The organism is Sphingobium sp. TomTYG46, from assembly GCF_055396345.1.
The window spans coordinates 904,574-928,720 of sequence record NZ_AP027324.1 but is presented as its reverse complement, the minus strand read 5'-3'; the positions used below and the strand labels follow the sequence as shown (position 1 = coordinate 928,720).

Here is a 24,147-nt window from a genome sequence, read left to right as displayed (position 1 = left end):
GATTCCAATCTTGGCCGAAGCCGTCCAAGCCTAGGCATCGCCCGGATAGCACACACAGAAAAAGGGCGGACCGTTAGACGGCCCGCCCTCTTAAAAATCTTGCTGACGCGAAGATTATTCGGCGTTTGCAGCGTTCGAAGCAGCGTTCGCAGCGTTGTCAGCAGCGTTAGCGGCATTCGCAGCGTTGTCGGCTGCGTTAGCAGCGTTCTCAACAACGTTTTCGACGACAGCGTTCGAAGCGTTCGCGGTCTCGTTGGCCGGCTTCTCACCGCAAGCGGCGAGGGCCATCAGGCCGGCCGAAGCGAAAACAACAGCGATCTTCTTCATTGTGTACGGCTCCCATAGCATATTGCCGCGTCGGCATATTTTTAACACGCTCGACGCGAGCGACCCGCATTAACGTGTGCGCTGCACAAATCAATGCTTTTCTGCGTCGGTGAAGCGACGGAATCACGCGACGGAGTGTTGTCTACTACAGAAGTTCACTTAACCGCCAGTGATTCCGCCGCATCGGCGATTGCAAAAAGCGTAACCGCCCAGGCACTGACATTTTGTTGCAGTTGAGCGCGATCGACCTTGTCTAACGTGTCGTCGGCGGTGTGGTGAATGTCAAAATAGCGGGTGCCGTCCTGCTGCAAATCAATGACGGGGACGCCCGCTTTGACGAGCGGCTCGATGTCAGATCCGCCGCCTGCCGCCAGACGACTGGGCGCGATCCCGAGCGGGGAGAGGGTGCTGGCAATTCGTTCCGAAAGCGCCTCATGCCCTGCGGGTAGTTTGAAATCGACGCGCCAGACCCGGTCAGCGCCAAAGTCGGACTCCATGGCCACGGCGTGCCGTTCGCCACCATGTGCCGTGAAATAAGCGCGGCCCCCGTCGCCGCCCACTTCCTCTGCGCCCGCCATCAATATGCGGATCGTTCGACGGAGCGGGCCAGCCTTTGCGGCATGAAGCGCAGCGGCGGTGATGATCCCGCACCCAGAGGCGTCGTCTATCGCTCCGGTGCCCTGATCCCAGCTGTCGATATGACAGGCGGCAAGGACGATCCCGGCCGTCGGGTCCGTGCCCGGCAGTTCGGCAATGACATTGCCCGACGGCTGGTCCTTCAGCATTTTGGATGTGAGAGTTAGATGCAGGCGAACCGGCTGTCCTCTGGAAAGGATGCGCGTCAGTTGGTCTGCGTCCACTGTGCTGAGCGCGGCTGCGGGGATCGGCTTTACGCCATCGGCCCACATCTGCACGCCGCTATGGGGGAGGCGGTGGTGGTCCGTGCCGATCGACCGTATGACGATGGCGGTCGCCCCCTTTTTCGATGCAATGCTTGGCCCCTGACGGCGTGTAGCGCCGAAATGGCTGTAGGAACTGCTATCCTGCGTTGCGGCCATGGCGTGGCTGACGAAGGCGATCTTGCCTTTCAGACTGCCGTCGGGTGCTGCTTGCAGGTCTGAAAGGGTGGGGAAATATATGACTTCGCCCTCGATGCCATTGGCAGACGTGGACGCGCTATTTCCCAGCGCCGCCGCCGTCAGATTTTGCGGGAAGGGGGAGAGGATGCGCGCCTCGTCATGGCCGCGGACCCAGGCTGGCATCTTATAGGGTTCGGATCGCACATTGGAGAAGCCGAGCGCCTTTAGCTTCGCCACGGCCCACTCGCGGGCGCGGGCTTCCTGAGGCGTTCCGGCTGGGCGGGGGCCGACTTCCGTCGTCAGCCCTTCGATGAAGTCCCAAGCTATATTGTCCTGCAACGCGGCCTCTCGAATCGCCGTCGTATCCGCAGGCGCGGCGGCGAGGGGAAGGGGGGACGCGATGCTGCCGAGAAGGAGCGCGGCGAAGGTGCCCGATCGGATTTTCTGCATGGGTGAAGGCTTAGCCAGCCATCCCGCATTTGCCAATGGCGCCGGGCTTCGCTAACTCCGGCGCGATTTTACCTCATTCGTCCTTCGGAGCGTCTTCAAGCCATGTCCGCCTCCTCGCAATACGCCTTCGTCATGAAGAACATGACCAAGACCTTCCCCGGCGCGCCAAAGCCGGTGCTGAATGGTATCAACCTGCAATTTTATCGCGGTGCCAAGATCGGCATCGTCGGTCCCAACGGCGTCGGTAAATCGACGTTGATCAAGATCATGGCGGGCATCGACACCGATTACAGCGGTGAGGCATGGCCGGGTGAGAACATCACCGTGGGGTATCTGGCGCAGGAGCCGCAGCTCGATCCTGCCAAGAATGTGCTTGAGAATGTGAAGGACGGCGCGCGGGAAGTCGCGGACAAGCTCGACCGGTTCAACGAGATCAGCATGATCATGGCCGATCCGCCGGAAGACGCTGATTTCGACGCTCTGATGGCCGAGATGGGCGAATTGCAGGAACAGATCGACGCGGTCGATGGGTGGACGCTCGACAATCAGCTGGAGATCGCAATGGAGGCCCTGCGCTGCCCGCCGTCCGACTGGTCGGTGGAAAGCCTTTCCGGCGGTGAAAAGCGCCGTATCGCGCTGACCCGCCTGCTGATCCAGAAGCCGGACATCCTGCTGCTCGACGAACCGACCAACCATCTGGACGCGGAGAGCGTGGAGTGGCTGGAAAATCACCTTAAGGAATATGCGGGTGCGGTGCTGATGATCACCCACGATCGCTACTTCCTGGACAATGTCGTGGGTTGGATCCTGGAACTCGATCGTGGGAAATATTTCCCGTACGAAGGCAATTATTCGACCTACCTCGAAAAGAAGTCTAAGCGTCTGGAACAGGAATCCCGCGAGGAATCGGGTCGGCAGAAGGCGATCAAGGACGAGCTGGAGTGGATTCGGCAGGGACCGAAGGGACGCCAGACCAAGTCGAAAGCGCGTATCGCCAAGTTCGAACAGCTGGTCGCAAGCCAGGAAAGCCGCACCCCCGGCAAGGCGCAAATCGTTATCCAGGTGCCCGAACGGCTGGGTGGCAAGGTCATCGAGGCGAAGAACATCTCGAAAGCCTATGGCGACAAGCTGCTGTTCGAGGATTTGTCCTTCACTCTGCCGCCCGGCGGGATTGTCGGCGTGATCGGGCCGAACGGCGCGGGTAAGTCCACGCTGTTCCGCATCCTCACTGGTCAGGAGACGCCGGATTCGGGTGAGGTCGACATCGGTTCGACCGTGCGCCTGGGCTATGTCGACCAAAGCCGTGATCATCTGGACCCATCCAAAAATGTCTGGGAAGAGGTGTCGGACGGCCTCGATTATGTGAAGGTCAACGGTCACGACATGTCGACGCGGGCCTATGTCGGCGCCTTCAACTTCAAGGGGCAGGACCAGCAGAAGAATGTCGGCAAGCTGTCTGGCGGTGAGCGCAACCGCGTGCACATGGCCAAGATGCTGAAGAAGGGCGGCAACGTGCTGCTGCTCGACGAACCGACTAACGACCTTGACGTCGAAACGCTGGCCGCGCTGGAAGAAGCGATCGAAAACTTCGCGGGTTGCGCCGTGGTGATCAGCCACGATCGCTTCTTCCTCGATCGTCTTGCCACCCACATTCTTGCGTTCGAAGGCAACAGCCATGTCGAGTGGTTTGAGGGCAACTTTGAAATGTATGAAGAGGATAAGCGGCGGAGGTTGGGCGATGCCGCCGATCGGCCGACGAGCCTGGCTTACAAGAAACTCACGCGCTGATGGTAGTTGTGCGGCGCGTGCGGTGACGGATGATTGCAATTAGCGCAACGACATCCTCGCCCTTCGCACTTGCACAATGGCGGTGTGAACCACATATCGGAGAGGCCTTTCAGGCATCCTCTCCTAAAACTTTCAGGCCGGCCCGATTGGGTCGGCCATTTTTTTTGTGCTGCTGGTCAGAAGCGGTCGCTGGCGAGATGTCCCGCCGGGGCGGGAAGGGGCGGCCCTAGCAGGTCGGCTGCTTCTCGAAAGACCTCGAACCTTCGACAGGCATGTCAGCCTTATCGACGCGCGCCACCTGAGCTGCTGGAGGACCTTCAGCGGCCAGAGCCGTGAAGCGTTCCACGGCCTTATCGGCGCCTTCGATCAGCACTTCGACGCTGCCGTCCAGACGATTGCGGACCCATCCGGTCAAGCCCAACTCGGTAGCCGTCTGCTTTGCCCAATTGCGATAGAATACGCCCTGCACCCGGCCCAGTATCATGAGGTGCCGAGCGACGATCATCGTCAATGCACCCGTTTGATCCAGGTTTGGCCGTTTTCCCGCGTCTCGGTGATGAAATTGGGGATCGCCTGCACCAGGTCCGACAGGCGCTTGAAACCGTAATTGCGCACATCGAAGCTGGATCGGTTGCCGACGCGCTGGCCGACCGGCCCCAGCGCGGCAAAGCCCTTCTCATCGCGCTTGGCCGCGTCATAGGCTTCTATCAGGAGGCGGATGACTTCATCATCCACCTTCTTATATTCATTCTTGGCTGGCGCGGCGGCTTTGGTCGAGACGTCAAGCTGCATCGGCTCCGGTATCGCTTCGGAGGCCGATTCCGCCAGCGAGCGGGCGAGCGCGGCAACGTCAATGAAGCGGGTACAGGCCCGGCGGAAGCCTTCGGGTGTCTTGTCCGAACCGAAGCCATAGACGTCGATCCCTTCCTGACGGATGCGCGTCACCAACGGCGTGAAATCGCTGTCGCTCGACATGAGGCCGAAGCCCGTGACCCGGCCGCCCGCCATCAGGTCCATGGCGTCGATCGTCATCTTCATGTCGGTGGCATTCTTCCCCTTGGTGAGGTCGAATTGCTGCTGCGTTTCGATGGCCTGAGTCACGGCCTGCCGCGCCCAGCCCTTGAGCGAGGGCTTGCTCCAATTGCCATAGGCGCGGCGGATATTGACTGTTCCCAGCTCTGCGAGAACGGTCAGCACCGGATCGAAATGGTCGGCGGAGGCATTGTCTGCGTCGATCAACAGGGCGACATTGCCGCTGGGGATCGCCGAGGGCATCAGGCCGATTCCAGCGCCGCCGGATGGAATTCTCCAGTCGCTTCATCCAGCAGATGCAGTTGCCCGTCTGCAATCGCGAAGAATGCGCCGACCAACTTCAATTCGCCACTGCGTTCCTTGGTGCGGACGCAGGGGAAGGTACGCAGGTTGGCAAGGCTGACCTTGACCCCTTCCTGCTCCATGGCGCGATGCGCGTCGCGGCCGTGATCGTCGCCGAAGCGTTCGACGACCTTTTCCCGCGCGCCATCAAGCATGTCTATCCAGTTATGGATGAAGCCACCTTCTCCGGGAGGGGCATCCTTCAGTTCCTGGCTGAGGGCCGCCTTGCAGCCGCCGCACTTGCCATGGCCCATGACGACGATCTCGCCAACCTTGAGCACCTGAACGGCAAACTCCAGCGCGGCCGAAACGCCATGATGGCCCGGATTAGTTTCAAATGGGGGCACAAGCGCGGCCACATTGCGGACCACGAAGATCTCGCCGGGGCTGGTGTCGAAAATCTGCGCGGGATCGACTCGGCTGTCGGAGCAGGCGATGACCATGACGCGCGGGCTTTGCCCTTCGCTCAATTCATCCCATCGGCCACGTTGTTGAGTCCAGCCGGTGTTGCGGAAGCGGCGATAGCCTTCGAGCATGTCGGAAAAGTCGGTCATGCCCAAGTCTCTGCCCAACAATCTGGGGGCTGGCAAGAGTGGGCATGCATCGCTATTTGATGGCGCATGACAGACACCGCTCCGCTACCTGTGCAAGCCACTCCGCAACGTGCGCGCAAGCCCGATTGGATCAGGGTGAAGGCGCCGACGAGTCCGGGCTATAACGAAACCCGGAAGCTGATGCGGGAAAAGGGGCTGGCCACGGTCTGCGAAGAGGCGGCTTGCCCGAACATCGGGGAATGCTGGACCAAGAAGCATGCGACGGTGATGATCCTGGGTGACGTGTGCACGCGGGCCTGCGCCTTCTGCAACGTCAAGACCGGCATGCCGCGCAAGGTCGATCCGAACGAGCCGCAAAATCTGGCCGACGCTTGCGCGGAAATGGGGCTGGAGCATATCGTCATCACTTCCGTCGATCGCGACGATCTGCCTGATGGCGGCGCTTCGCAGTTCGTGAAGGTGATCGAAGCGTTGCGGCGGACGACTCCGGACACGACGATCGAGATTTTGACCCCGGACTTCCGGAACAAGCATGAACGCGCAGTCGAGATGATCGTGGCTGCGCGACCGGATGTCTATAATCATAACCTTGAGACGGTGCCCCGCCTGTATCCGACGATTCGCCCCGGTGCGCGTTATTATGCTTCGCTGCGGTTGCTGGAGACGGTGAAGAAGCTGGACCCGTCGATCTTCACCAAGTCGGGGATCATGCTCGGCCTGGGTGAAGAGCGCCTGGAGGTCCATCAGGTGATGGACGACATGCGTTCGGCCGACATCGATTTCCTGACCATGGGGCAATATCTGCAGCCTACGCCGAGGCATGCCAAGGTGATGGAGTTCGTGACCCCTGCGGCGTTCAATGCCTATGCCGGGATCGCGCGCGCCAAGGGCTTTTTGCAAGTGGCATCGAGCCCGCTGACCCGTTCCAGCTATCATGCGGGCAAGGATTTCGCCGAGATGCGGGCGGCGCGTGAGGCTCAGCTGGCACGGGCAGCGCGCTGAAAACATGCCGAAACATCACGAAACAAGGCCGCTTCCCTACACGCCTGACCAGATGTTCGACCTTGTTTCGAATGTGGCGTCCTATCCTGAATTCCTGCCGTGGATCAGCGCGATCCGCGTTCGCCAGGACAGTGATTCGGAGATGGTTGCCGACATGATCGTCGGCTTCAAAGGCATCAAGGAAAGCTTCACGTCGCGCGTGCACAAGCATCGGCCTGATTTCGTGCGCGTCGACTATCTGGAAGGCCCGCTCAAGCATCTTCACAACCAGTGGCGGTTCCGCGATGACGGGAAGGGCGGCGTGCTTGTCGATTTCGAGGTCGAATTCGAGTTCAAGAATCGTCTGTTCGAGATGATCGCCGGGCAGATGTTCGACAAGGCTCTGCGCAAGATGATCGGCGCGTTCGAAACCCGCGCGGCGGAACTTTACGGCGACTCGGGCAGCAGAAGTTCTAGCGCGCAAAGCGCCGCCTGAAGGCGCACGCCGCCCCGGCCGCTATCCTCAAAATGGCGCATGTCGGCGACGACCTTGTCCGGGTTGCCGCCGCGTTCAGCGCGAGCGAAAACGACGGTGCCCACCGGCTTTTGCTCTGATCCGCCGCCGGGGCCAGCGATGCCCGTAATGGCAACGGCTACATTGGCGTGGCTTTTGGTGAGAGCGCCCTGCGCCATTGCCCAGGCGGTGGCGATGGAAACGGCTCCGAAGGTTTCCAGAACGTCCTGAGAGACCTTCAGCAGCTCATTCTTCATGTCATTCGAATAAGTGATGAATCCTGCTTCAAAAACCTCCGAAGACCCGGCGATTTCGGTGAGGGCAGCGGACACAAGACCGCCAGTACAGCTTTCCGCAACAGCGATAGTGCGGCCAGCGCGACGATTGGCGATGATGACGCGCTCGGCGAGGTCCACCAGCGAGGTGGGGAGGATGCGATCTGGCATGGGGTTAGAATAGCGCGGGGAGGGAGATGGTTGCAACGGCTTGTGCAGCAATGCCTTCGCGGCGTCCGGCAAAGCCCAGGCGTTCGGTGGTGGTGGCCTTCACGCTGACCCGATCGAGCGGGATGGCTAGCAACTCGCTGATGCGCTGGCGCATGGCATCGCGGTGAGGGCCGATCTTCGGAGCCTCACAGATGATCGTGACGTCGATATGGTCGATGCAGCCACCCCGGGACGTCACCCGATCTCGCGCATATTCGAGGAATCGGGAGGACGCCGCGCCGCGCCATTGCGGATCGGATGGGGGGAAGTGACTGCCGATGTCCCCTGCGGCAAGAGCGCCGAGCATGGCATCGACGATCGCGTGAATTGCGACATCCGCATCGCTATGCCCCGCGAGTCCCTTTTCATGGGGAACCTGAACGCCGCAAAGCCAAAGCTCCTCATCCGCAGCGAGCCGGTGGACATCATAGCCCATGCCGACGCGGGTCGTTCGCTGTGATGCCAGCAGCGCTTCGGCCCGGATGAAATCTTGAGGGTAGGTCAATTTTTCCAACCTTTCGTCGCCGGGAACCAGAGTGACGTCATGGCCCGCCTGACGGAGCATCTGGGCATCATCGGTGGCTTCGCGCCCATCGTCCCAATTGCGATGCGCGGTGAGGATGGCGTCGAAGTGAAATGCTTGTGGGGTTTGCGCCCGGAAAAGCGCTGATCGATCCACAATGTCGCCCGCCAGGTCGCCCGCTGACCTTACCAATGTGTCGGCGACGGGGAGGGCGGGGATGGCGCCCGGCGCGAAGTCGAGCGCAGCCAGCAGTTGATTGATCATGGAAGCGGACAGGAAAGGGCGGGCAGCATCGTGGATCAACACCCTGTCGGCACCACCGGCGGCAGCGATAGCCTCAAGCCCCGCATGAACGGATCCGCGGCGGCTGTCCGCACCCTGGACGATCGACGTGACCTGGTCCTCGTCAATCAGCGACCGGACTGTTTCCTCCTGCCCGGCGCCGATGACCAGGTAGACCGCACCGACTAGCGGATGAGCCGCCAGCGCCTGAATGGAGTAGGTGATGATGGCCTTGCCCCCAATGTGACGAAATTGCTTGGGTACATCGCCCCCGGCGCGACTGCCTTGGCCAGCTGCAAGTACCAGCGCGGCGACCCTCTGATTGCTCCCTGTCATCGCAGCGCGTGTAGCGAACGGTGGATCGCTCCGCCAGACGGCTTGCTTGCCGCATCGCCGCTTTTCCGCTAAGGGCTGCCTGTTTTTTAGGCAAAGCTGGTGATGCGCATAATTTCCCCCATCTCCGTTGGTCCGGTGACGATCGACATGCCCGTGATCCTGGCGCCGATGACTGGCGTCACGGATATGCCGTTCCGCACGCTGGTGCGCCGTTACGGATCGGGACTGAACGTGACGGAGATGATCGCGAGCGCGGCCATGATCCGCGAGACACGGCAGTCTTTGCAGAAGGCGGCCTGGCATCCAGTAGAGGAGCCAGTGTCCATGCAGCTTGCGGGCTGCTCACCGCAGGAGATGGCCGAAGCCGCGAAGCTGAATGCGGATCGCGGCGCGGCGATCATCGACATCAATATGGGCTGTCCGGTCAAGAAGGTTGTGAACGGCGATGCGGGCAGCGCTCTGATGCGCGACCTGCCTCTGGCCGCCGCGCTGATCGAGGCGACGGTGAAGGCCGTCGATGTGCCCGTGACCGTCAAGATGCGGATGGGGTGGGATCATGCCAGCCTCAATGCCCCTGAACTGGCGCGGATTGCGCAGGATCTGGGTGCGAAGATGATCACTGTACATGGGCGGACGCGCTGCCAGATGTACAAGGGTAGCGCCGATTGGGCGTTCGTACGGAATGTGAAGGACGCCGTGTCGTTGCCCGTGATTGTCAATGGCGACATCTGCTCGATCGAAGATGCGGAAACGGCGCTGGAGCAAAGCGGGGCGGACGGCGTCATGATCGGCCGTGGCGCCTATGGGCGGCCCTGGCTGATCGGACAGGTGATGCACTGGTTCCGCACGGGGCAGCGTCTTCCCGATCCTTCGCTCGCTGAGCAATATCAGCTGATAACAGAGCATTATCGTGCGATGATCGAGCATTATGACGGCCTTACCGGCGTCAACATGGCTCGCAAGCATATCGGTTGGTATACCAAGGGTCTTACCGGATCGGCGGAGTTTCGTAACGCTGTGAATCAGGAGCCGGATGGCGACGTGGTGCTGGATATGCTGGCGCGCTTTTACGAGCCGCTGATTGCCCCGGACGGAGCGATCGAGACCCGCAAGGCGGCATGACCATGCCACTGACGACCGTCCCGCCGCCCCGGATGCAGCAGGACGGACCATCACCGTCGGAATTGATGATCGCACTCCCCGTGGCGACGTTGATCGTGGCGCCGGACAACAGCATTGCCGATGCGAATGTCCGGGCGGAAACTTTGCTCAACATGGCGCGATCTGCGATCGTGGGAAGCGATGTCACGCGCACGGTTCGGATGGCGGACGCGAGTTCTCGCTTCGACATTTGGCATAGCAGCAAGCCGATAGCCGCTTATGACGTCAAGGTGCATGCGGGGCGAACGGCGGAGATGGAAGTCGATCTGATGATCGCACCGATTGTCGACCATGAAGGGTGGCGGGTGGTGTCGATCCACGCTCAAAGCCATGCGCGGCAGATTGGCCATCGTGGCACTGCGGGCGGCGCGCGATCGGCCATGGGCGCCGCAGCCATATTGGCGCATGAGATCAAGAATCCGCTATCAGGCATCCGTGGCGCAGCACAGCTTTTGGAGTCCGGCAACGATGGACGCGACGCCGTGCTGACCCAGTTGATCTGCAACGAGGTCGATCGGATCGCCGCCCTGATCGATCGTATGCAGGATTTCACGACCGATCACAGGCTGGAATGCCGACCGGGCAACATCTATCCCATGATTGATCGGGCGGCCAACATCGCCGCTGCCGGTTTTGCAAGAAATATAAGAATTATAAAACGTTACGATCCGTCATTGCCATTTGCCGTCATCAATGACGATGCGCTTGTGCAAATCATGCTCAACTTGCTGAAAAATGCTGCTGAGGCGTTGGAGGAAGTCGAAGAACCCTGCATCCGCGTTGAAACCGCGTTCCGCCATGGCGTGTCGGTCGTGCTGGGCGATGGAAAGGGCAGCGCGGTATTGCCTATCGAGATACTGGTCATCGATAATGGGCCGGGCGTGCCGGAACATATATTGGATCACCTCTTCAACCCCTTCATCACGGGCAAGCGCGATGGGCAGGGGCTGGGTCTGGCATTGGTGGACAAGCTGGTGCGGGACATGAATGGGTTCGTCCAATATTCACGCGATTCAGACGCGGGCGAATCGACGTTCCGAATCCTGCTTCCCATGGGGATGGGAGCATGACGACCACCGGGTCGATATTGGTCGTCGATGACGATCCCGCCATTTGCATGGTGGTCGGGGAAGCGCTGCGGCGGCAGGGGCATAAGGTAAAGACCGCGTCGTCCATTCGGGAGCGTAGCGCCCTGATCGACAGTTTCGCGCCGGATGTGCTCATAACTGACGTCATGCTGCCGGATGGCGATGGTCTGGACGGCGTCGCGGAGATCCTGGAGCGCAGGCCAGACCTTAGCGTGATCATATTGTCGGCGCAGAACACATTGAACACCGCTATTCGCGCCACGGAGAAGGGGGCCTTCGAATATCTCCCCAAGCCGTTCGACCTCAATGAATTGGCGCGGGCGGTCGGTGACGCCCTCGGCATGAACAAGGCCGAGGAGGGCAATCAGGAGGATGGCCTTCCCCACGACGGACTGCCTCTCGTCGGGCGATCTCCCGCCATGCAGGAGGTTTACCGGACGATCGCGCGGGTATTGTCCAATGATCTCAGCATCCTGGTGCTGGGTGAGTCGGGTACGGGGAAGGAACTTGTCGCCGAAGCGATCCATGGGCTGGGGCAGCGCCGTACCAAGCCATTTGTCGCCATCAACATGGCCGCAATCCCACGCGAACTGATCGAGGCCGAACTGTTCGGCTATGAAAAGGGCGCGTTTACGGGAGCCAATGTCCGTACCGCCGGGAAGTTCGAGCAGGCGCAGGGCGGAACCCTGTTCCTCGACGAGATCGGCGACATGCCGATGGAGGCGCAGACTCGCCTGCTGCGGGTCTTGCAATCAGGTGAGGTGACGACGGTCGGTGGATCGAAGCCGGTGCGGGTGAATGTGCGCATCGTTGCAGCCACGAACAAGGACCTTCCCAAGCTGATCGAGGAAAACAGGTTCCGGGAAGATCTTTATTATCGGCTGAATGTCGTGCCCATTCCCTTGCCTGCCTTGCGCGAACGGCGGGAGGACGTGATCCTCCTCGCAAGGCATTTCCTGGAACGCGCCGCGCAGGAGGGGCTGCCCCGAAAGACCTTGTCGGATGATGCCGCGCAATTGCTGATGGCCTATCATTGGCCGGGCAATGTCCGTGAGCTTCAGAACCTGATGCAAAGGCTGGCGGTGCTGAGCCGCGAGACCGTGATCGCGGGGGAGGTGTTGCGCAACAGCTTGCCGCTGGACCTGGTGCCTCCGGATTATGCCGCACCCGCCGATCAACTGGTCCTGGCCGTGCGCGAATGGGCAAAGCGGCAGTTGGGGATCGGCATCGGACAGCCCAACCGGAATCTGCATGATGATATGCTGGCGGTCGTCGAACCGATCCTGTTGCAGGAAACGCTTGCGAGCGTGGATGGTAACCAGATCCGGGCCGCGGGGTTGCTGGGGATCAACCGTAACACGTTGCGCAAGAAGTTGACGGACTATGGTTTGGACCCGCTGCAACTGCGCGTGTCGGACTGAGCCGGGACGAAACGACACAGGTGTTCGGCCAAGGGACGATGTGTCCCAAATACTGTGTTTGATCAGGCACGGCGTTGTTGTAAGAAAGCCACTATGGAAGGTGCAGTGACTCTCTCCACGCGAGGTCGGGCATGGAAGAGATATTTTCCGCCCTTCCTTCGACGTCATCTCGCTCCGCTGGTGGAGGCGGTCACGTTGATGCTGTTCCTTGGAACGGCGGGCATCACCTATTTCCTGTTGTCGGGTCAGGGGCAGTCATACACGCTGCTTACGCCGCCGATCGTCGCGTTGCTGCTGGTGGGAAATCTGGTTCCGGCGATCGCGCTTCTCGTGTTGCTTGGACGCCGGGTCGCGAAGCGCCGCGCCGCACAGTCCGCGATAGGGAGTGACGGGCAACTTCACGTCAGGCTGGTAGCCATCTTCTCGATCGTGGCCAGCGTCCCGATGTTGCTGGTCGTCATCTTCGCGTCGCTGTTGTTCCAATATGGCGTACAATTCTGGTTTTCTGACAGCGCGCGCGGGATGTTGCAAAATGCCAGCGATCTCGCTCGCGGCTATTATGAGCAAAATCTTCGCGAGGTGGGCGACGAAACGGTGACCATGGCGAGCGACTTGCGAGATTATCTCGGCCAGTCGAAAGTATCGAGCCCGCGCTTTGCAGAAGGCTATATTTACCAGGTCGTCACGCGAAAACTCAATCGTTCGGCGATCATCGAGGTCGGCAAGGACGGGGTGGCACGCACCGCCGCGACGGTCGACCCGGATAGCCGACCTGCTTCAGAAATGCTGTCACCCGATGTCGTCAAGAGATTGGAAGCAGGCGAGAATGTTGTTGTTGCAGCGAAGCCAAACCAGATTCAGGCGGTGACGCTGCTCTACCCCGGCGCGAAAATCTATCTTTATGCCACTCGGGATTCCGGTTCGACCGCATTCAGCAATGTGGAGCGCGCGCAGAAGGTCCTGTCCGATTACGATATCTTCGCTGCCCAATCACGCGCCCTTCAGCTGCGATTTAACGTCGCTCTGTTCGTAGGATCGCTTCTGCTGGTCGGCATAGCGGTCTATATTGCATTGGCGGTTGCGGATTGGATGGTTCGCCCGGTGAATGAATTGGTGACCGCCGCCCGGCGAGTGACGGCAGGTGATTTGTCCGCGCGTGTCACCAGCCCGCAGTCCCGCGATGAAATCGGAACGCTCGCATCTGCCTTCAACAGGATGACCCAGAGGCTGGAGGCGCAGACAGGCGCGCTTGTCGCCGCGAACAGCCAGTTGGATGAACGTCGCGCCTTCATCGAGGCCATCCTGTCAGGCGTTTCGGCAGGCGTTTTGTCGGTGGACAGGGAAGGGGTGATCCTGCTTCTCAACAGTTCGGCCGCCGCCATTCTGGTGAAGGACGGCGATGATCCGGTAGGGCGACCGTTGAGCGCCGTTTCGCCGGAACTGGCGGCTCTTATCGCTTCGGAGGAGGGGGCGGGGATCGTGCAGACGCGCGCGCACGGCGAAATGCGGACCCTGGCAGTCAAAGTGTCCGAAGACGCATCGCGTCACATCCTGACGTTCGACGACATCACGCAGCAATTGTCCGATCAGCGGCGCGCCGCATGGTCCGACGTGGCTCGTCGGATTGCGCATGAGATCAAGAACCCGCTGACGCCCATCCAGCTCGCGGCGGAGCGCTTGCAGCGCCGCTATGCCGAGGAAGTGACGAGCGACAAGGCCACCTTCACCCGCCTGACCGGGACCATCGTCAGGCAGGTAGGCGATCTGCGGCGTATCGTGGATGAATTCTCCTCGTTCGCCCGGATGCCCAAACCCGTGTTCCGCCGCGAGGCTGTTGCGGATATAGCCCGTCATGCCCTGTTCCTGCACGAAGTGGCGCATCCCGACGTTAAATTTGAATTCCGCGGCGGGCCGCATGATATGGAGCTTGTTTGTGACCGACGACAGCTGGGGCAAGCGCTAACCAATATCGTCAAAAATGCCGTGGAGGCTATCGAACCCAAGCCCGAACCTGCCGAGGGCGGTGTCCGTGGTCATGTTCGCATGACGGTGGGTCAGGAGGACGGCAATCTGCTCATCAACGTCAGCGATGACGGGATCGGGCTTCCGCCGGAGCGGGAGAGGGTGCTGGAACCCTATATGACAACCCGCAGCAAGGGGACCGGCTTGGGGCTCGCCATCGTCAAGAAGATCGTCGAGGAACATATGGGCGAAATCCGCCTGGAAGATGCGGAAGGCGGAGGGACGAGCGTTACGTTGCGCTTCCCCACAGCCGCTCTTGAGAAATTGGAAGAAGGGCAGGTCGTAGCATTGCCCAAGGGAAAAGTGACAGCCAATGGCGCTTGATATTCTGGTAGTCGATGATGAAGAGGACATCCGTGATCTGGTCGCGGGCGTGCTTGAGGATGAGGGCTTTACCACTCGCACTGCTGCCAACAGCGACAGCGCGATCGAGGCGCTGGATACCAGACGTCCTTCGCTGGTCCTGCTGGACGTCTGGCTTCAGGGGTCGACCCTGGATGGTCTGGAATTGCTCGACGTGATCAAACAGCGCGACGCGACCATTCCGGTGCTCATGATTTCGGGGCATGGCAATATCGACACGGCCGTGGCCGCGATCCGCAAGGGTGCGGCGGACTTTATCGAAAAGCCGTTCGAAGCCGACCGGCTGTTGCATCTGGTCGCGCGGGCTACCGAAACCGAGAGATTACGGCGGGAAAATCAGGTCCTGCGTGCCCGGTTTGGGCAGGATGACGAACTGACGGGCACTTCGGCCGCGATCAATGCGGTGCGGGCGACGATAAAGAAGGTCGCCGGCACGGGCAGCCGGGTGCTGATTTCGGGTCCTGCGGGCGTGGGCAAAGAAGTCGCGGCGCGCATGCTTCACAGCTGGAGCGGGAGGGCCGATGCGCCCTTCATCATCGTCGCGGCGGCGCGAATGGACCCCGACCGGGTCGAAGAGGAACTGTTTGGCGTCGAAGACCCCAGCGGCCTTGTGCGTCCCGGCTATCTTGAGCAGGCGCATGGCGGCACGCTTTACCTTGACGAGATCGCAGACATGCCCGTCACGACGCAGGGCAAGATATTGCGGGTTCTGACGGACCAGAGCTTCACGCGCGTGGGCGGGCAACGGCAGGTGAAGGTGGACGTACGCGTCATCTCTTCGACGGCGCGGGACCTGGCAGCAGAAATCGAGGAGCGGCGGTTCCGGGAAGACTTGTTCTATCGCCTCAACGTGGTGCCCCTCATCATCCCTTCCTTGTCGGAACGGCGAGATGACATTCCTCCGCTGGTCGAGCATTATCTCGCACGTTTCGCGGCCGAACGGCGGGTGCCGTCGCCCGAGATCGCCAGTGATGCCATGGCCGCGCTTCAGGCGAACGAATGGCCCGGCAACGTTCGCCAGCTGCGCAACGTCATCGAGCGGACAATGATCCTTGCTCCGGGCGAGCGGATAGGGCGGATCGAGCTGGACATGCTGCCTAGCGAGCTTTCCAGCAATGGCGCGGGCGAAGGGATGGGTCAGTCCGCCATCATGGGGGCGCCGTTGCGGGAAGCGCGGGAAAGTTTTGAACGCGAATATCTGCGCATTCAGATCAGGCGATTTTCCGGCAACATATCCCGAACGGCCACGTTCATCGGCATGGAACGATCTGCATTGCACCGCAAGCTCAAGCTGCTTGGGATCACGGATGGAAAAGACAATTGATGCAAGGGGATGAGCCATAGCCCATCTGGGGCATGGACGCCCCTTCGCAATTGCGGTAGCTTTCTGATTGCCCCCGGTGAGCGGGGGCGGGCAAGACACCCTGCCCAGGGGTGCAAGAGCGGGTAACGTCCCGCCAATAAGGTGAAGACCATGGCAGAAAAACTCAATAATCTTCAGGACATATTCCTGAACAACCTGCGCAAGAGCAAGACGCCCGTGACCATGTTCCTGGTAAAAGGCGTGAAGTTGCAAGGGATCATCACCTGGTTTGATAATTTTTCGGTTCTGTTGCGGCGCGACGGACAGTCGCAGCTTGTCTACAAGCACGCGATCTCCACCGTGATGCCCGCTCAGTCGATGGACCTGACCGACCTTCGCAAGGCGAGCGACGGCAATTCAAAGCCCAAGCTGCTTCAGGAAATATTCCTGAGCGCCGTCCGCAAGTCCGGTAGCCCCGTCACCATGTTCCTGGTCAACGGCGTGATGTTGCAGGGTGAGATCGCTGCATTCGATCTTTTCTGCATGTTGCTGGAACGCGACGGCATGGTGCAGCTTGTCTACAAGCACGCCATCTCCACTGTCCAACCTCTCCATGCGCTCGACCTGAGCGGCGAAGGCGAGGGCGAGGATTGATCAATCTATTTCGGTACGGCCCGCCTTCTGATGAGGCGGGTCGGCGCCTGATGCGTTAGGCGCTTATGGCCGTCTTCAACCGGGACTCTGCCGACGAAGTATCGCGCGGCGCGCGGGCCGTGGTCGTGCGCGCTGACACTCATGGAGTGGAACGGCGCGACAGTGATGCCCGGCTGGAGGAGGCGAAGGGCCTCGCTCTGGCGATAGGGATCGACGTACGCGCGGCGCAGGCGTTTCGCGTGCGTGATCGGAAGCCCGCAACGCTGTTCGGAAGTGGCCAGGTCGATCAGATCGCGACCCTGGCGCGGATGGAAGAAGCCGAACTGGTCATTATCGACAACGCTTTGAGCCCGGTTCAACAGAGCAATCTTGAAAAGGCTACTGAAGCCAAGGTGATCGACCGAACGGGGTTGATCCTCGAAATCTTCGGCGAACGCGCGGCCACCAATGAAGGACGCCTTCAGGTCGAACTGGCCCATCTTGATTATCAGGCGGGCAGGCTGGTGCGCAGCTGGACCCACCTTGAACGGCAGCGCGGCGGCTTTGGGTTCCTGGGTGGTCCCGGCGAAACGCAGATCGAGGCCGACCGGCGGATGATCCGGGATCGCATGGCGAAGATCAGGCGTGAACTTGACCAGGTGACCCGTACCCGCAGTCTGCATCGGGCGCGGCGGCAAAGAGCTCCTTGGCCGGTGATCGCGCTCGTCGGCTATACCAATGCTGGAAAGTCCACGCTTTTCAACCGCATGACGGGCGCCGATGTCATGGCGGAAGATTTGCTGTTTGCGACGCTGGACCCGACCATGCGCCAGATCGCATTACCGGGATTGGACAAGGCGATCCTGTCGGACACGGTCGGTTTTGTGTCGGATCTTCCCACGCAACTGATCGCGGCGTTTCGCGCCACGCTGGAAGAAGTTCTGTCTGCTGACCTCATTATACATGTCCGCGACATCGCCCATCCTGATAGCGAGGCGCAGCGCGATGATGTGCTGGATGTGCTGAGTGAGCTTGGTGTTGCGGGTGAGGGCGCTCTTGAGGGCGGAGCAGGGGACGACGCCCCTCCGATTATCGAGGCGTGGAATAAACTTGATCTGCTGGGTGAGGAAGAAGCTGCGCAACTTCGGGAAATCGCGGAGCGGCGCGGGGATGTCGTGATCCTTTCCGCCCTGACCGGAGATGGCGTGGATGATCTGCAACGATGCATAAGCGCCAGACTGACTGCTGGGGCGCAAATCCATCAACTTCGGGTGCCGTTGGCGGATGGCGCTGCCGTTGCCTGGCTGCACGAGCATGGTGAAGTGATAGAAAGCCAAACGGTGGATAGCGAGCTTGTGGTCAAGGTTCGGCTATCTGACTCCGCCCTTGCTCGTTTCAGCAAACGCGCGGCTTCTTGACCGGTTACCGGCAGGCCAATTCGCGTTTGGCCTGCTGCCAGAGAGCTTCCTTTCCATCGAGGTCGAGGCTCTGAAATCCATTGCCCGCGGTCTGTTCCATGACGCGGAAGCGGGCTTCGAATTTCGCGTTGGCGGCCCGTAGCGCGGCTTCCGGATCGACCCTCAGATGCCGGGCCAGGTTGACCACGGCGAACAGCAGGTCGCCGACCTCCTCCTGATGTTCTTCGGGCGATGTGGCGTCGTGAACTTCCTGCAATTCCTCTTCAATCTTCGCGACTACACCTTGGGTGTCGGGCCAGTCGAAGCCGGTGCGGGCGGCGCGCTTCTGAAGCTTTTCGGCGCGGAGTAGTGCGGGGAGCGCGTTGGCAACGCCAGCGAGAGCGCTGCTGTCGGGTTCCCTTGCAGCGCGTTCGGCTGCTTTGATCGCTTCCCATTGGGCATGGCCATGTTCGCGTTCGGCACCTTCGCCGAAGATGTGCGGATGGCGGCGGATCATCTTGTCGGTGACGCCGTCGATGACGTCCTGAAGATTGAAGTGTCCGGCTTGTTCGGCCATTCGGCTGTGGAAGGCTACCTGTAGCAGGAGGTCGCCGAGTTCGTCGCAGAGCGCGGACATGTCGTTACGTTTGATCGCGTCGGCGACTTCATAGGCTTCCTCGATCGTGTAGGGAGCGATGCTGGCAAAATCCTGTTGGATGTCCCAAGGACATCCGGTGTCAGGATCGCGAAGACGGGCCATGACGTTGGCGAGCGGCATGATGTCGGCGAGGCTCGCTTTGGTGCTGGATGACATGGGGGTCCTGAAATCGAGAAGGAAGTGGCGAGAAGATAGAGTTTTGGTTGGGGGAAGGCCATCCCTTCTGGACTGATTTTTGTACGATAATATATATTATGTTAAATATAGATCGGGGTGACGCCTTTGCTGCGCGGCGAAGAGAGGTAATGAGTGATCGCCTATCGGTTCGGCATTTCCCCGTTTCAGTCCTCCCGGATTTGGCTGTGGCGACGAGTGTCGGGCATTTTGATGTAGATGATCAGCGATATGGCGATCATGACGCTTATATAGATGTAAAATGCCTGTTCAATGCCGATTTGCTTGAAATAGAGCGCCACGAATTCGGCCGTGCCGCCGAACAATGTGTTCGCCAAGGCATATGGCAGCGCGACGCCCAGGGCGCGGATGTGGGCCGGGAAAAGCTCCGCCTTCACGACGGCGTTGATCGATGTGTAACCGGTGACGATGATCAGGCCCGCCATCACCAGCAGGCCCGCAACGAGTGGATCGCGAGTTACGGCGAGCGTCGCGAATATCGGATAGGTGAACAGCAGGCCCAGGATGCCGAATCCGATCATCAACGGCTTACGCCCGATCCGGTCGGAAAGCGCGCCAGCCAGCGGTTGCAGAGCCATGAAAAAGAACAAGGTTATGCCATTGATCTGTGACGCTGTTTCCCGGCTGAGGCCCGACGTGTTCACCAGGAATTTCTGCATATAGATCGAATAGGCATAGAAGGCGATCGTACCGCCCGCAGTGAGCAGCATCACGGTCAGCGTTTCGCGAGGATGCTTGGTGATGAGCTCGACAAAGCCGGATCGCGGCGCTCCTTCGGCTTTCGCCGCATGGAAGCTTTGCGTTTCACTGAGCCCACGGCGGAGCCAGAAGACAATCACGGCTAGGGCACCGCCAATGAGGAAAGGTATCCGCCACCCCCAATCGTCGAGCTGCGCAGTGGTCAGCGCAGCCTGAAGGACAAGCAGCACGCAAATTGCCACAAGTTGCCCGGCGATAAGCGTAACATATTGAAAGCTTGAGAAGAAGCCGCGCCGATCACGTCCCGCCATTTCAGACAAATAGGTGGCGCTGGCCCCATATTCGCCGCCGATCGAAAGACCCTGCATCAGGCGGGCAAGGACGAGCAGCAGGGGCGCCCCTACCCCGATCACATCATAGCCGGGCGTCACCGCAATGAGCAGCGAACCCGCGCACATGAGAGCAACGGACAGGGTGAGACCGCTTTTGCGTCCATGCCGGTCGGCATAAATGCCCATCAGCCAGGCGCCAATCGGCCGCATGAGGAAGCCAACCGCGAATATCCCGGCGGCGCTTAAAAGCTGGGCAGTGCGATCCTCGCTTGGGAAGAAATGCGGCGCGAAATACAGTGTGAAGGCGGCATATGCATACCAGTCATACCATTCCACCAGATTGCCGGTGGAACCGCCGACGATCGCCTTTAGCCTTTCGCGCTGGGTCGGTGCGCGCAGCGCCAAGGTTGCCGTCATGGATTGAGTACCATCTCGCCATTTTCGACACCCCAGCTTTTGAGCCGGGACAGCATGTTCATCCCTATGACGTTCACCTCACCAAAAGCGGGCGATATGACGATGGGCAGGTCGCTCGACCGGATCGGGCCGATGGCCAAAGTGGAGATGGAGGAACGCTTGGCGTCAATCTGGCCGTTCGCGGTCATCATCGACACGCCCGGAGCGCTCAGGTCAAAATTGAGCCCGGCCGCACGCGCGGAGGGGACGGAAAGCGCTGTTATGCTGGCGCCGCTGTCTATGAGGAAGCGGGTGGCAGTGCCGTTGACTGTTCCTTCGACCCAGAAATGGCCATCAGGTGCCATGGGAATGCGAAGCGCCTGACCTTCGGCGCGGGCGGGAGGCGGTGTTGGCGGAGCTTCTTTCGAGACTGGCCCTGCCCCTTCCACAGCCATTCGGGTGGAGAAAAGTCCGGCTTTCTCACCAATTTTAAACAGTCCCAGCAGGGCGGCGAATATGGCGACCCAGACCAGTGCTAGGCGCAGCATGCCAGCCATGGGCATGCGGCGAGCCAGCAAAGCGGAGTCGACGAGAACAAGCGCGAGCACATACCAGATGCTGGAAGCCGCCTGATCCCCATTCATGCCGTCAGCCCCCATCCCCGTTCAGTTCGATGCACATGCCATCATAGCCGGGCTCCACGCCATCCGGCAGTGTTTTCAACAGAGCCGCATAGTCCATGCTCTGATCCATATGCGTAAGGACGGCGCGGCGCGGACGGGTGGCCGAGATGCCGTCGAGGGTAAGAGCCAGATGCGGATGGGTCGGATGCGGCTTTTCGCGGAGCGCATCGACAACCCAGACGTCCAACCCGTCGTAAAGACTGATCATGTCGGCGGTAAGATCATGAAAATCAGTGGCATAGCCTATCGAACTACCACCCGATGTGAAGCGAAAGCCGGTCGAGTAAATCTCGCCATGGGGTTGGTCCGTGCAGGCGATGTCGATGTCACCGATGCGCAGGCCATCGGGCAGCACATGCGGCTCTATGGTCGGATGATAGCCCTGCCGTCCTTCAAAGGCGTAGGCGAAGCGCTCCTTCAGAAGTTTGAGCGTCTGGCGGCGGGCATAGCCCGGGACGGGCGTGCGGCGATGGTGGTAAAGCTGGCGTATGTCATCGATGCCGTGACAGTGATCGGCATGATCGTGGGTCCAGAGAATGGCGTCGATATGGATGACATTGGCGGCGAGCAGCTGGGCGCGCATGTCGGGGGACGTATCGATAAGGAGGCGCGTTGTGGGGCTTTCCACCAGGATCGATGCTCGTGTCCGCCGGTTCTTCGGCTCTTTCGGATCGCAGCTGCCCCAGTCATTGCCGATCCGGGGGACGCCCGAAGAGGTGCCACAGCCCAAGATGGTGAGCTTAAGGCTCATGCCTCTTGCGCTGCTCCGGTCTTGCTGAACAAGCTGTGGAAGTTTGCTGAGGTTGCGGCGGCCAGTTGCTCCACGCCCTCGCCGCGCAGGTTTGCCAGGAAGCGCGCGGTGTCGGCGACGAAGGCTGGTTCGCAGGACTTGCCACGGTGGGGGACGGGCGCGAGGAAGGGGGAGTCCGTTTCAACCAGCAGTCGGTCGAGCGGCAGACGGGCAGCGGTTTCCTGAAGATCCTTCGCGCTTTTGAAGGTCACGATGCCCGAAATGCTGATGTAGAAGCCGAGGTCCAGGGCCGCATCGGCAAAGGCTCCGCTGGCGGTGAAGCAGTGGATGACGCCGGGATAGGCGCCCTGCCCCATTTCCTCGCGCAGGATGGCGAGCGTATCCTCCTCCGCATCGCGGGTGTGGACGATCAGCGGCAGGCCAGTGGCGCGGGATGCGGCGATATGGGCGCGGAAGCTGTTTTGCTGCCGGGCGCGGTCGCTATGATCATAATAATAATCGAGGCCGGTTTCCCCGATGCCGACCACGCGAGGGTGGGCGGCGCGTTCGATCAGCTTGGCCGTGTCGATGTGGGGATGCTCGTCGGCCTCATGGGGGTGGATGCCGACGGTGGCGTAGACATCGGATTGCTGTTCGGCTGTCGCGAGAACGGCGTCCCATTCGCTTTCGCGGGTCGCGATATTGAGCATCAGGCCGATGCCAGCGGAGCGCGCGCGTTCAAGCACATTCTGCTGATCTTCGACCAAGCCTTTGTAATTCAAGTGGCAATGGCTGTCGATCAACATGGATCAGGCGTCCGCTTCGGTGAGTTCGAGGCGTGGGAAGAGTGGCTTGGGCGCGCTGAGGGTGAAGCCGCTGGCGCGGAGATCGGCATAGGTGCTGCTACCGATCGCTTCGTATGTCCGGCTCGTCTGTGGAACACCCATCTGGTCGAGGAGCGCGGTGGCGCTGGCGGGGATCACGGGCTGGATGATGATGGCGAGGTTGGCGATGGCTTCGTAAAGCGTCGCCAGCACTGCTTCCATCCGCGCCGGGTCGGTCTTCCGCAAGGCCCAGGGCGCCTGCGCGTCGATATAGGCGTTGCAGGCGAATACGGCGCGCATCCATGCTTCGATCGCGGTCGAGGGCGCGAGATCGGCCATGGCGGTCTGGAAGGTCTGGGCGGCGGCGCTGATGGTTTTCAGCAGATCACTGTCCACATCCTGCGGTGCGGGTTCAGGCAGGCGGCCTTCGAGATTCTTGGCGATGAAGCTCAGGGTGCGCTGCGCGAGGTTCCCGAAGCTGTTGGCAAGATCGCTGTTCGAACGGGCGACGATCGCCTCAGCACTGTAGCTGCCGTCATTGCCGAAAGTGACTTCGGACAGGAGGAAATAGCGGAGCTGGTCCACGCCGAAGCGCTCGGCCAATTCCATCGGATCGGCGACGTTGCCGACTGACTTCGACATCTTCTCTCCCCGGTTGAGGAGGAAGCCGTGGCCGAAGATCTGCTTAGGCAAGGGCAGCTTCGCACTCATCAGGAATGCTGGCCAGTAAACGGTATGAAAACGAACGATATCTTTTCCGATAATGTGCGTTATGTCGCCGCCTTCGGACCAGTAGCGCGCCATGCGCTCGGCGTCGTCGGGATAGCCGCAGCCTGTCAGATAATTGGTGAGCGCATCGACCCAGACATACATGACATGGCCGTCGCTTCCGGGAACCTTGACGCCCCAGTCGAAGCTGGTGCGCGAAACGCTGAGGTCGGAAAGGCCGCCCTCCACGAAGCGCATGATTTCGTTGCGGCGGCTATCCGGCTGAATGAAGTCGGGCTGACTGTTGTAGAGGTCGAGCAGCTTTTGCTGATAGGCGGAGAGGCGGAAGAACCAGCTTTCCTCGACCGTCCATTCGACTGGTGTGCCCTGGGGTGAGAGCTTTTCGCCCCCTTCCCCATCGACCAGTTCCTTTTCATCGTAAAAGGCTTCGTCACGGACGGAGTACCAGCCTTCATAGCGACCGAGATAGAGGTCGCCATTCGCCTCCATTGCCTGCCAGATCGCTTGTGATGCGCGGTGATGGTCAGGCTCGCTGGTGCGGATGAAGCGATCATAGCTGATGTTCAGACTGTCGTTCATATCTTTGAAATATCCAGACATTTCATCAGCAAGGGCGCGCGGTTCGATGCCGCGCGTGCGGGCCGCCTGATCCATTTTCAGGCCATGCTCGTCAGTCCCCGTTTGAAAGAAGACGTCGCGGCCCATCATCCGCTGGAACCGGGCGATCGCGTCGGTGGCGATCACCTCATAGGCGTGGCCGATATGGGGGCGGCCGTTGGGATAGCTGATGGCGGTGGTGATGGTGTAGGGCTGCGACATG

22 protein-coding genes and 1 pseudogene are annotated in these 24,147 nt (G+C 60.6%); 10 read left to right on the top strand and 13 right to left on the bottom strand.

What is annotated here, in order from left to right; all coding sequences use genetic code 11:
- Positions 1–114: 114 nt before the first annotated feature.
- Positions 115–327 carry a hypothetical protein gene (locus tag ACZ5YV_RS04715; protein ID WP_066523849.1) on the bottom strand — a complete coding sequence of 71 codons (213 nt, stop codon included), beginning with the start codon at positions 325–327 and terminating at the stop codon, positions 115–117.
- A 155-nt stretch (positions 328–482) separates the two neighbouring features.
- Entirely contained in the window at positions 483–1,856 is a 1,374-nt protein-coding gene (locus ACZ5YV_RS04710) for a M28 family peptidase (protein ID WP_464788802.1), read from the bottom strand.
- Positions 1,857–1,958: 102 nt separating this feature from the next.
- Here ACZ5YV_RS04710 and ettA point away from each other — a divergent pair, with 102 nt between their 5' ends.
- Positions 1,959–3,644 carry an energy-dependent translational throttle protein EttA gene (gene ettA, locus ACZ5YV_RS04705; RefSeq protein ID WP_464788801.1) on the top strand — a complete coding sequence of 562 codons (1,686 nt, stop codon included), beginning with the start codon at positions 1,959–1,961 and terminating at the stop codon, positions 3,642–3,644.
- Between the two features lie 226 nt (positions 3,645–3,870).
- On the opposite strand, the gene ACZ5YV_RS04700 is transcribed toward ettA, so the two are convergent.
- Genes ACZ5YV_RS04700 through ACZ5YV_RS04690 form a run of 3 tightly spaced genes read right to left on the bottom strand, consistent with a single transcriptional unit; the run spans position 3,871 to position 5,572 of the window.
- Positions 3,871–4,149 carry an acylphosphatase gene (locus tag ACZ5YV_RS04700; RefSeq protein ID WP_464788800.1) on the bottom strand — a complete coding sequence of 93 codons (279 nt, stop codon included), beginning with the start codon at positions 4,147–4,149 and terminating at the stop codon, positions 3,871–3,873.
- A 2-nt stretch (positions 4,150–4,151) separates the two neighbouring features.
- Positions 4,152–4,919 carry an NYN domain-containing protein gene (locus ACZ5YV_RS04695; protein ID WP_464788799.1) on the bottom strand — a complete coding sequence of 256 codons (768 nt, stop codon included), beginning with the start codon at positions 4,917–4,919 and terminating at the stop codon, positions 4,152–4,154.
- Positions 4,919–5,572: a carbonic anhydrase gene (locus tag ACZ5YV_RS04690; protein WP_464788798.1), complete on the bottom strand. Its 654-nt coding sequence runs from the start codon at positions 5,570–5,572 to the stop codon at positions 4,919–4,921. The genes ACZ5YV_RS04695 and ACZ5YV_RS04690 overlap by 1 nt, the downstream gene beginning before the upstream one ends.
- A 44-nt stretch (positions 5,573–5,616) precedes the next feature.
- On the opposite strand from ACZ5YV_RS04690, the pseudogene lipA reads away from it, so the two are divergent.
- Positions 5,617–6,574, top strand: a pseudogene (lipA, locus tag ACZ5YV_RS04685) (lipoyl synthase).
- 4 nt (positions 6,575–6,578) lie between these two features.
- The gene (locus tag ACZ5YV_RS04680; RefSeq protein ID WP_460988065.1) at positions 6,579–7,049 is read left to right on the top strand and encodes a type II toxin-antitoxin system RatA family toxin; all 471 of its coding nucleotides are present in this window, start codon (positions 6,579–6,581) and stop codon (positions 7,047–7,049) included.
- Here ACZ5YV_RS04680 and ACZ5YV_RS04675 read toward each other — a convergent pair.
- Positions 7,001–7,513 carry a CinA family protein gene (locus tag ACZ5YV_RS04675; protein WP_464788797.1) on the bottom strand — a complete coding sequence of 171 codons (513 nt, stop codon included), beginning with the start codon at positions 7,511–7,513 and terminating at the stop codon, positions 7,001–7,003. The genes ACZ5YV_RS04680 and ACZ5YV_RS04675 overlap by 49 nt on opposite strands.
- A gap of 4 nt (positions 7,514–7,517) precedes the next feature.
- Entirely contained in the window at positions 7,518–8,693 is a 1,176-nt protein-coding gene (locus ACZ5YV_RS04670; protein WP_464788796.1) for a bifunctional 2-C-methyl-D-erythritol 4-phosphate cytidylyltransferase/2-C-methyl-D-erythritol 2,4-cyclodiphosphate synthase, read from the bottom strand.
- A gap of 102 nt (positions 8,694–8,795) precedes the next feature.
- Between ACZ5YV_RS04670 and dusB the strand changes: the two genes are divergently transcribed.
- The 7 genes from dusB (at position 8,796) to hflX (ending at position 18,102) form a co-directional block, all read left to right on the top strand.
- Positions 8,796–9,815, top strand: coding sequence for a tRNA dihydrouridine synthase DusB (gene dusB, locus ACZ5YV_RS04665; RefSeq protein ID WP_464788795.1), 1,020 nt, complete (start codon positions 8,796–8,798; stop codon positions 9,813–9,815).
- A complete protein-coding gene (locus ACZ5YV_RS04660; protein ID WP_464788794.1) occupies positions 9,812–10,924 on the top strand; it encodes a two-component system sensor histidine kinase NtrB in 1,113 nt (370 codons plus the stop codon). The genes dusB and ACZ5YV_RS04660 overlap by 4 nt, the downstream gene beginning before the upstream one ends.
- A complete protein-coding gene (gene ntrC / locus ACZ5YV_RS04655) occupies positions 10,921–12,363 on the top strand; it encodes a nitrogen regulation protein NR(I) (RefSeq protein ID WP_449472318.1) in 1,443 nt (480 codons plus the stop codon). Before ACZ5YV_RS04660 ends, ntrC begins: the two co-directional genes overlap by 4 nt.
- A gap of 93 nt (positions 12,364–12,456) precedes the next feature.
- Positions 12,457–14,709 carry a sensor histidine kinase gene (locus ACZ5YV_RS04650; RefSeq protein WP_464788793.1) on the top strand — a complete coding sequence of 751 codons (2,253 nt, stop codon included), beginning with the start codon at positions 12,457–12,459 and terminating at the stop codon, positions 14,707–14,709.
- Positions 14,699–16,072 carry a nitrogen assimilation response regulator NtrX gene (ntrX, locus tag ACZ5YV_RS04645; protein ID WP_464779564.1) on the top strand — a complete coding sequence of 458 codons (1,374 nt, stop codon included), beginning with the start codon at positions 14,699–14,701 and terminating at the stop codon, positions 16,070–16,072. The genes ACZ5YV_RS04650 and ntrX overlap by 11 nt, the downstream gene beginning before the upstream one ends.
- Before the next feature lie 141 nt (positions 16,073–16,213).
- On the top strand, positions 16,214–16,705 hold the full coding sequence (hfq, locus tag ACZ5YV_RS04640) for an RNA chaperone Hfq (protein WP_449472323.1): 492 nt from the start codon (positions 16,214–16,216) through the stop codon (positions 16,703–16,705).
- A 65-nt stretch (positions 16,706–16,770) separates the two neighbouring features.
- Positions 16,771–18,102: a GTPase HflX gene (gene hflX / locus ACZ5YV_RS04635; protein WP_464788792.1), complete on the top strand. Its 1,332-nt coding sequence runs from the start codon at positions 16,771–16,773 to the stop codon at positions 18,100–18,102.
- Between the two features lie 4 nt (positions 18,103–18,106).
- On the opposite strand, the gene mazG is transcribed toward hflX, so the two are convergent.
- The 6 genes from mazG to metG form a co-directional block, all read right to left on the bottom strand.
- Positions 18,107–18,895 carry a nucleoside triphosphate pyrophosphohydrolase gene (gene mazG / locus ACZ5YV_RS04630; protein WP_464788791.1) on the bottom strand — a complete coding sequence of 263 codons (789 nt, stop codon included), beginning with the start codon at positions 18,893–18,895 and terminating at the stop codon, positions 18,107–18,109.
- 185 nt (positions 18,896–19,080) lie between these two features.
- On the bottom strand, positions 19,081–20,382 hold the full coding sequence (locus ACZ5YV_RS04625; protein WP_464788790.1) for an MFS transporter: 1,302 nt from the start codon (positions 20,380–20,382) through the stop codon (positions 19,081–19,083).
- Complete coding sequence (locus ACZ5YV_RS04620) at positions 20,379–21,005, bottom strand: retropepsin-like aspartic protease family protein (protein ID WP_464788789.1); 627 nt, start codon at positions 21,003–21,005, stop codon at positions 20,379–20,381. The genes ACZ5YV_RS04625 and ACZ5YV_RS04620 overlap by 4 nt, the downstream gene beginning before the upstream one ends.
- A gap of 4 nt (positions 21,006–21,009) precedes the next feature.
- Positions 21,010–21,795 carry an MBL fold metallo-hydrolase gene (locus ACZ5YV_RS04615; RefSeq protein ID WP_464788788.1) on the bottom strand — a complete coding sequence of 262 codons (786 nt, stop codon included), beginning with the start codon at positions 21,793–21,795 and terminating at the stop codon, positions 21,010–21,012.
- Entirely contained in the window at positions 21,792–22,580 is a 789-nt protein-coding gene (locus tag ACZ5YV_RS04610) for a TatD family hydrolase (protein ID WP_464788787.1), read from the bottom strand. Before ACZ5YV_RS04610 ends, ACZ5YV_RS04615 begins: the two co-directional genes overlap by 4 nt.
- Positions 22,581–22,583: 3 nt before the next feature.
- Positions 22,584–24,146, bottom strand: a complete 1,563-nt coding sequence (gene metG / locus ACZ5YV_RS04605) for a methionine--tRNA ligase (RefSeq protein WP_464788786.1) — start codon at positions 24,144–24,146, stop codon at positions 22,584–22,586.
- Position 24,147 lies beyond the last annotated feature (1 nt).

Bases quoted from the DNA above. Each gene is read 5' to 3' on its own strand.
- ACZ5YV_RS04625 (WP_464788790.1), bottom strand. From the start codon at position 20,382: ATGACGGCAACCTTGGCGCTGCGCGCACCGACCCAGCGCGAAAGGCTA.
- ACZ5YV_RS04695 (WP_464788799.1), bottom strand. From the start codon at position 4,919: ATGCCCTCGGCGATCCCCAGCGGCAATGTCGCCCTGTTGATCGACGCA.
- ACZ5YV_RS04670 (WP_464788796.1), bottom strand. From the start codon at position 8,693: ATGACAGGGAGCAATCAGAGGGTCGCCGCGCTGGTACTTGCAGCTGGC.
- hflX (WP_464788792.1), top strand. From the start codon at position 16,771: ATGGCCGTCTTCAACCGGGACTCTGCCGACGAAGTATCGCGCGGCGCG.
- metG (WP_464788786.1), bottom strand. From the start codon at position 24,146: ATGTCGCAGCCCTACACCATCACCACCGCCATCAGCTATCCCAACGGC.
- ettA (WP_464788801.1), top strand. From the start codon at position 1,959: ATGTCCGCCTCCTCGCAATACGCCTTCGTCATGAAGAACATGACCAAG.
- ACZ5YV_RS04610 (WP_464788787.1), bottom strand. From the start codon at position 22,580: ATGTTGATCGACAGCCATTGCCACTTGAATTACAAAGGCTTGGTCGAA.
- ACZ5YV_RS04690 (WP_464788798.1), bottom strand. From the start codon at position 5,572: ATGACCGACTTTTCCGACATGCTCGAAGGCTATCGCCGCTTCCGCAAC.
- dusB (WP_464788795.1), top strand. From the start codon at position 8,796: ATGCGCATAATTTCCCCCATCTCCGTTGGTCCGGTGACGATCGACATG.
- ACZ5YV_RS04715 (WP_066523849.1), bottom strand. From the start codon at position 327: ATGAAGAAGATCGCTGTTGTTTTCGCTTCGGCCGGCCTGATGGCCCTC.
- ACZ5YV_RS04680 (WP_460988065.1), top strand. From the start codon at position 6,579: ATGCCGAAACATCACGAAACAAGGCCGCTTCCCTACACGCCTGACCAG.
- ntrX (WP_464779564.1), top strand. From the start codon at position 14,699: ATGGCGCTTGATATTCTGGTAGTCGATGATGAAGAGGACATCCGTGAT.
- ACZ5YV_RS04675 (WP_464788797.1), bottom strand. From the start codon at position 7,513: ATGCCAGATCGCATCCTCCCCACCTCGCTGGTGGACCTCGCCGAGCGC.
- ACZ5YV_RS04700 (WP_464788800.1), bottom strand. From the start codon at position 4,149: ATGATCGTCGCTCGGCACCTCATGATACTGGGCCGGGTGCAGGGCGTA.
- ACZ5YV_RS04620 (WP_464788789.1), bottom strand. From the start codon at position 21,005: ATGAATGGGGATCAGGCGGCTTCCAGCATCTGGTATGTGCTCGCGCTT.
- mazG (WP_464788791.1), bottom strand. From the start codon at position 18,895: ATGTCATCCAGCACCAAAGCGAGCCTCGCCGACATCATGCCGCTCGCC.
- ACZ5YV_RS04650 (WP_464788793.1), top strand. From the start codon at position 12,457: ATGGAAGGTGCAGTGACTCTCTCCACGCGAGGTCGGGCATGGAAGAGA.
- ACZ5YV_RS04615 (WP_464788788.1), bottom strand. From the start codon at position 21,795: ATGAGCCTTAAGCTCACCATCTTGGGCTGTGGCACCTCTTCGGGCGTC.
- ACZ5YV_RS04660 (WP_464788794.1), top strand. From the start codon at position 9,812: ATGACCATGCCACTGACGACCGTCCCGCCGCCCCGGATGCAGCAGGAC.
- ntrC (WP_449472318.1), top strand. From the start codon at position 10,921: ATGACGACCACCGGGTCGATATTGGTCGTCGATGACGATCCCGCCATT.
- ACZ5YV_RS04710 (WP_464788802.1), bottom strand. From the start codon at position 1,856: ATGCAGAAAATCCGATCGGGCACCTTCGCCGCGCTCCTTCTCGGCAGC.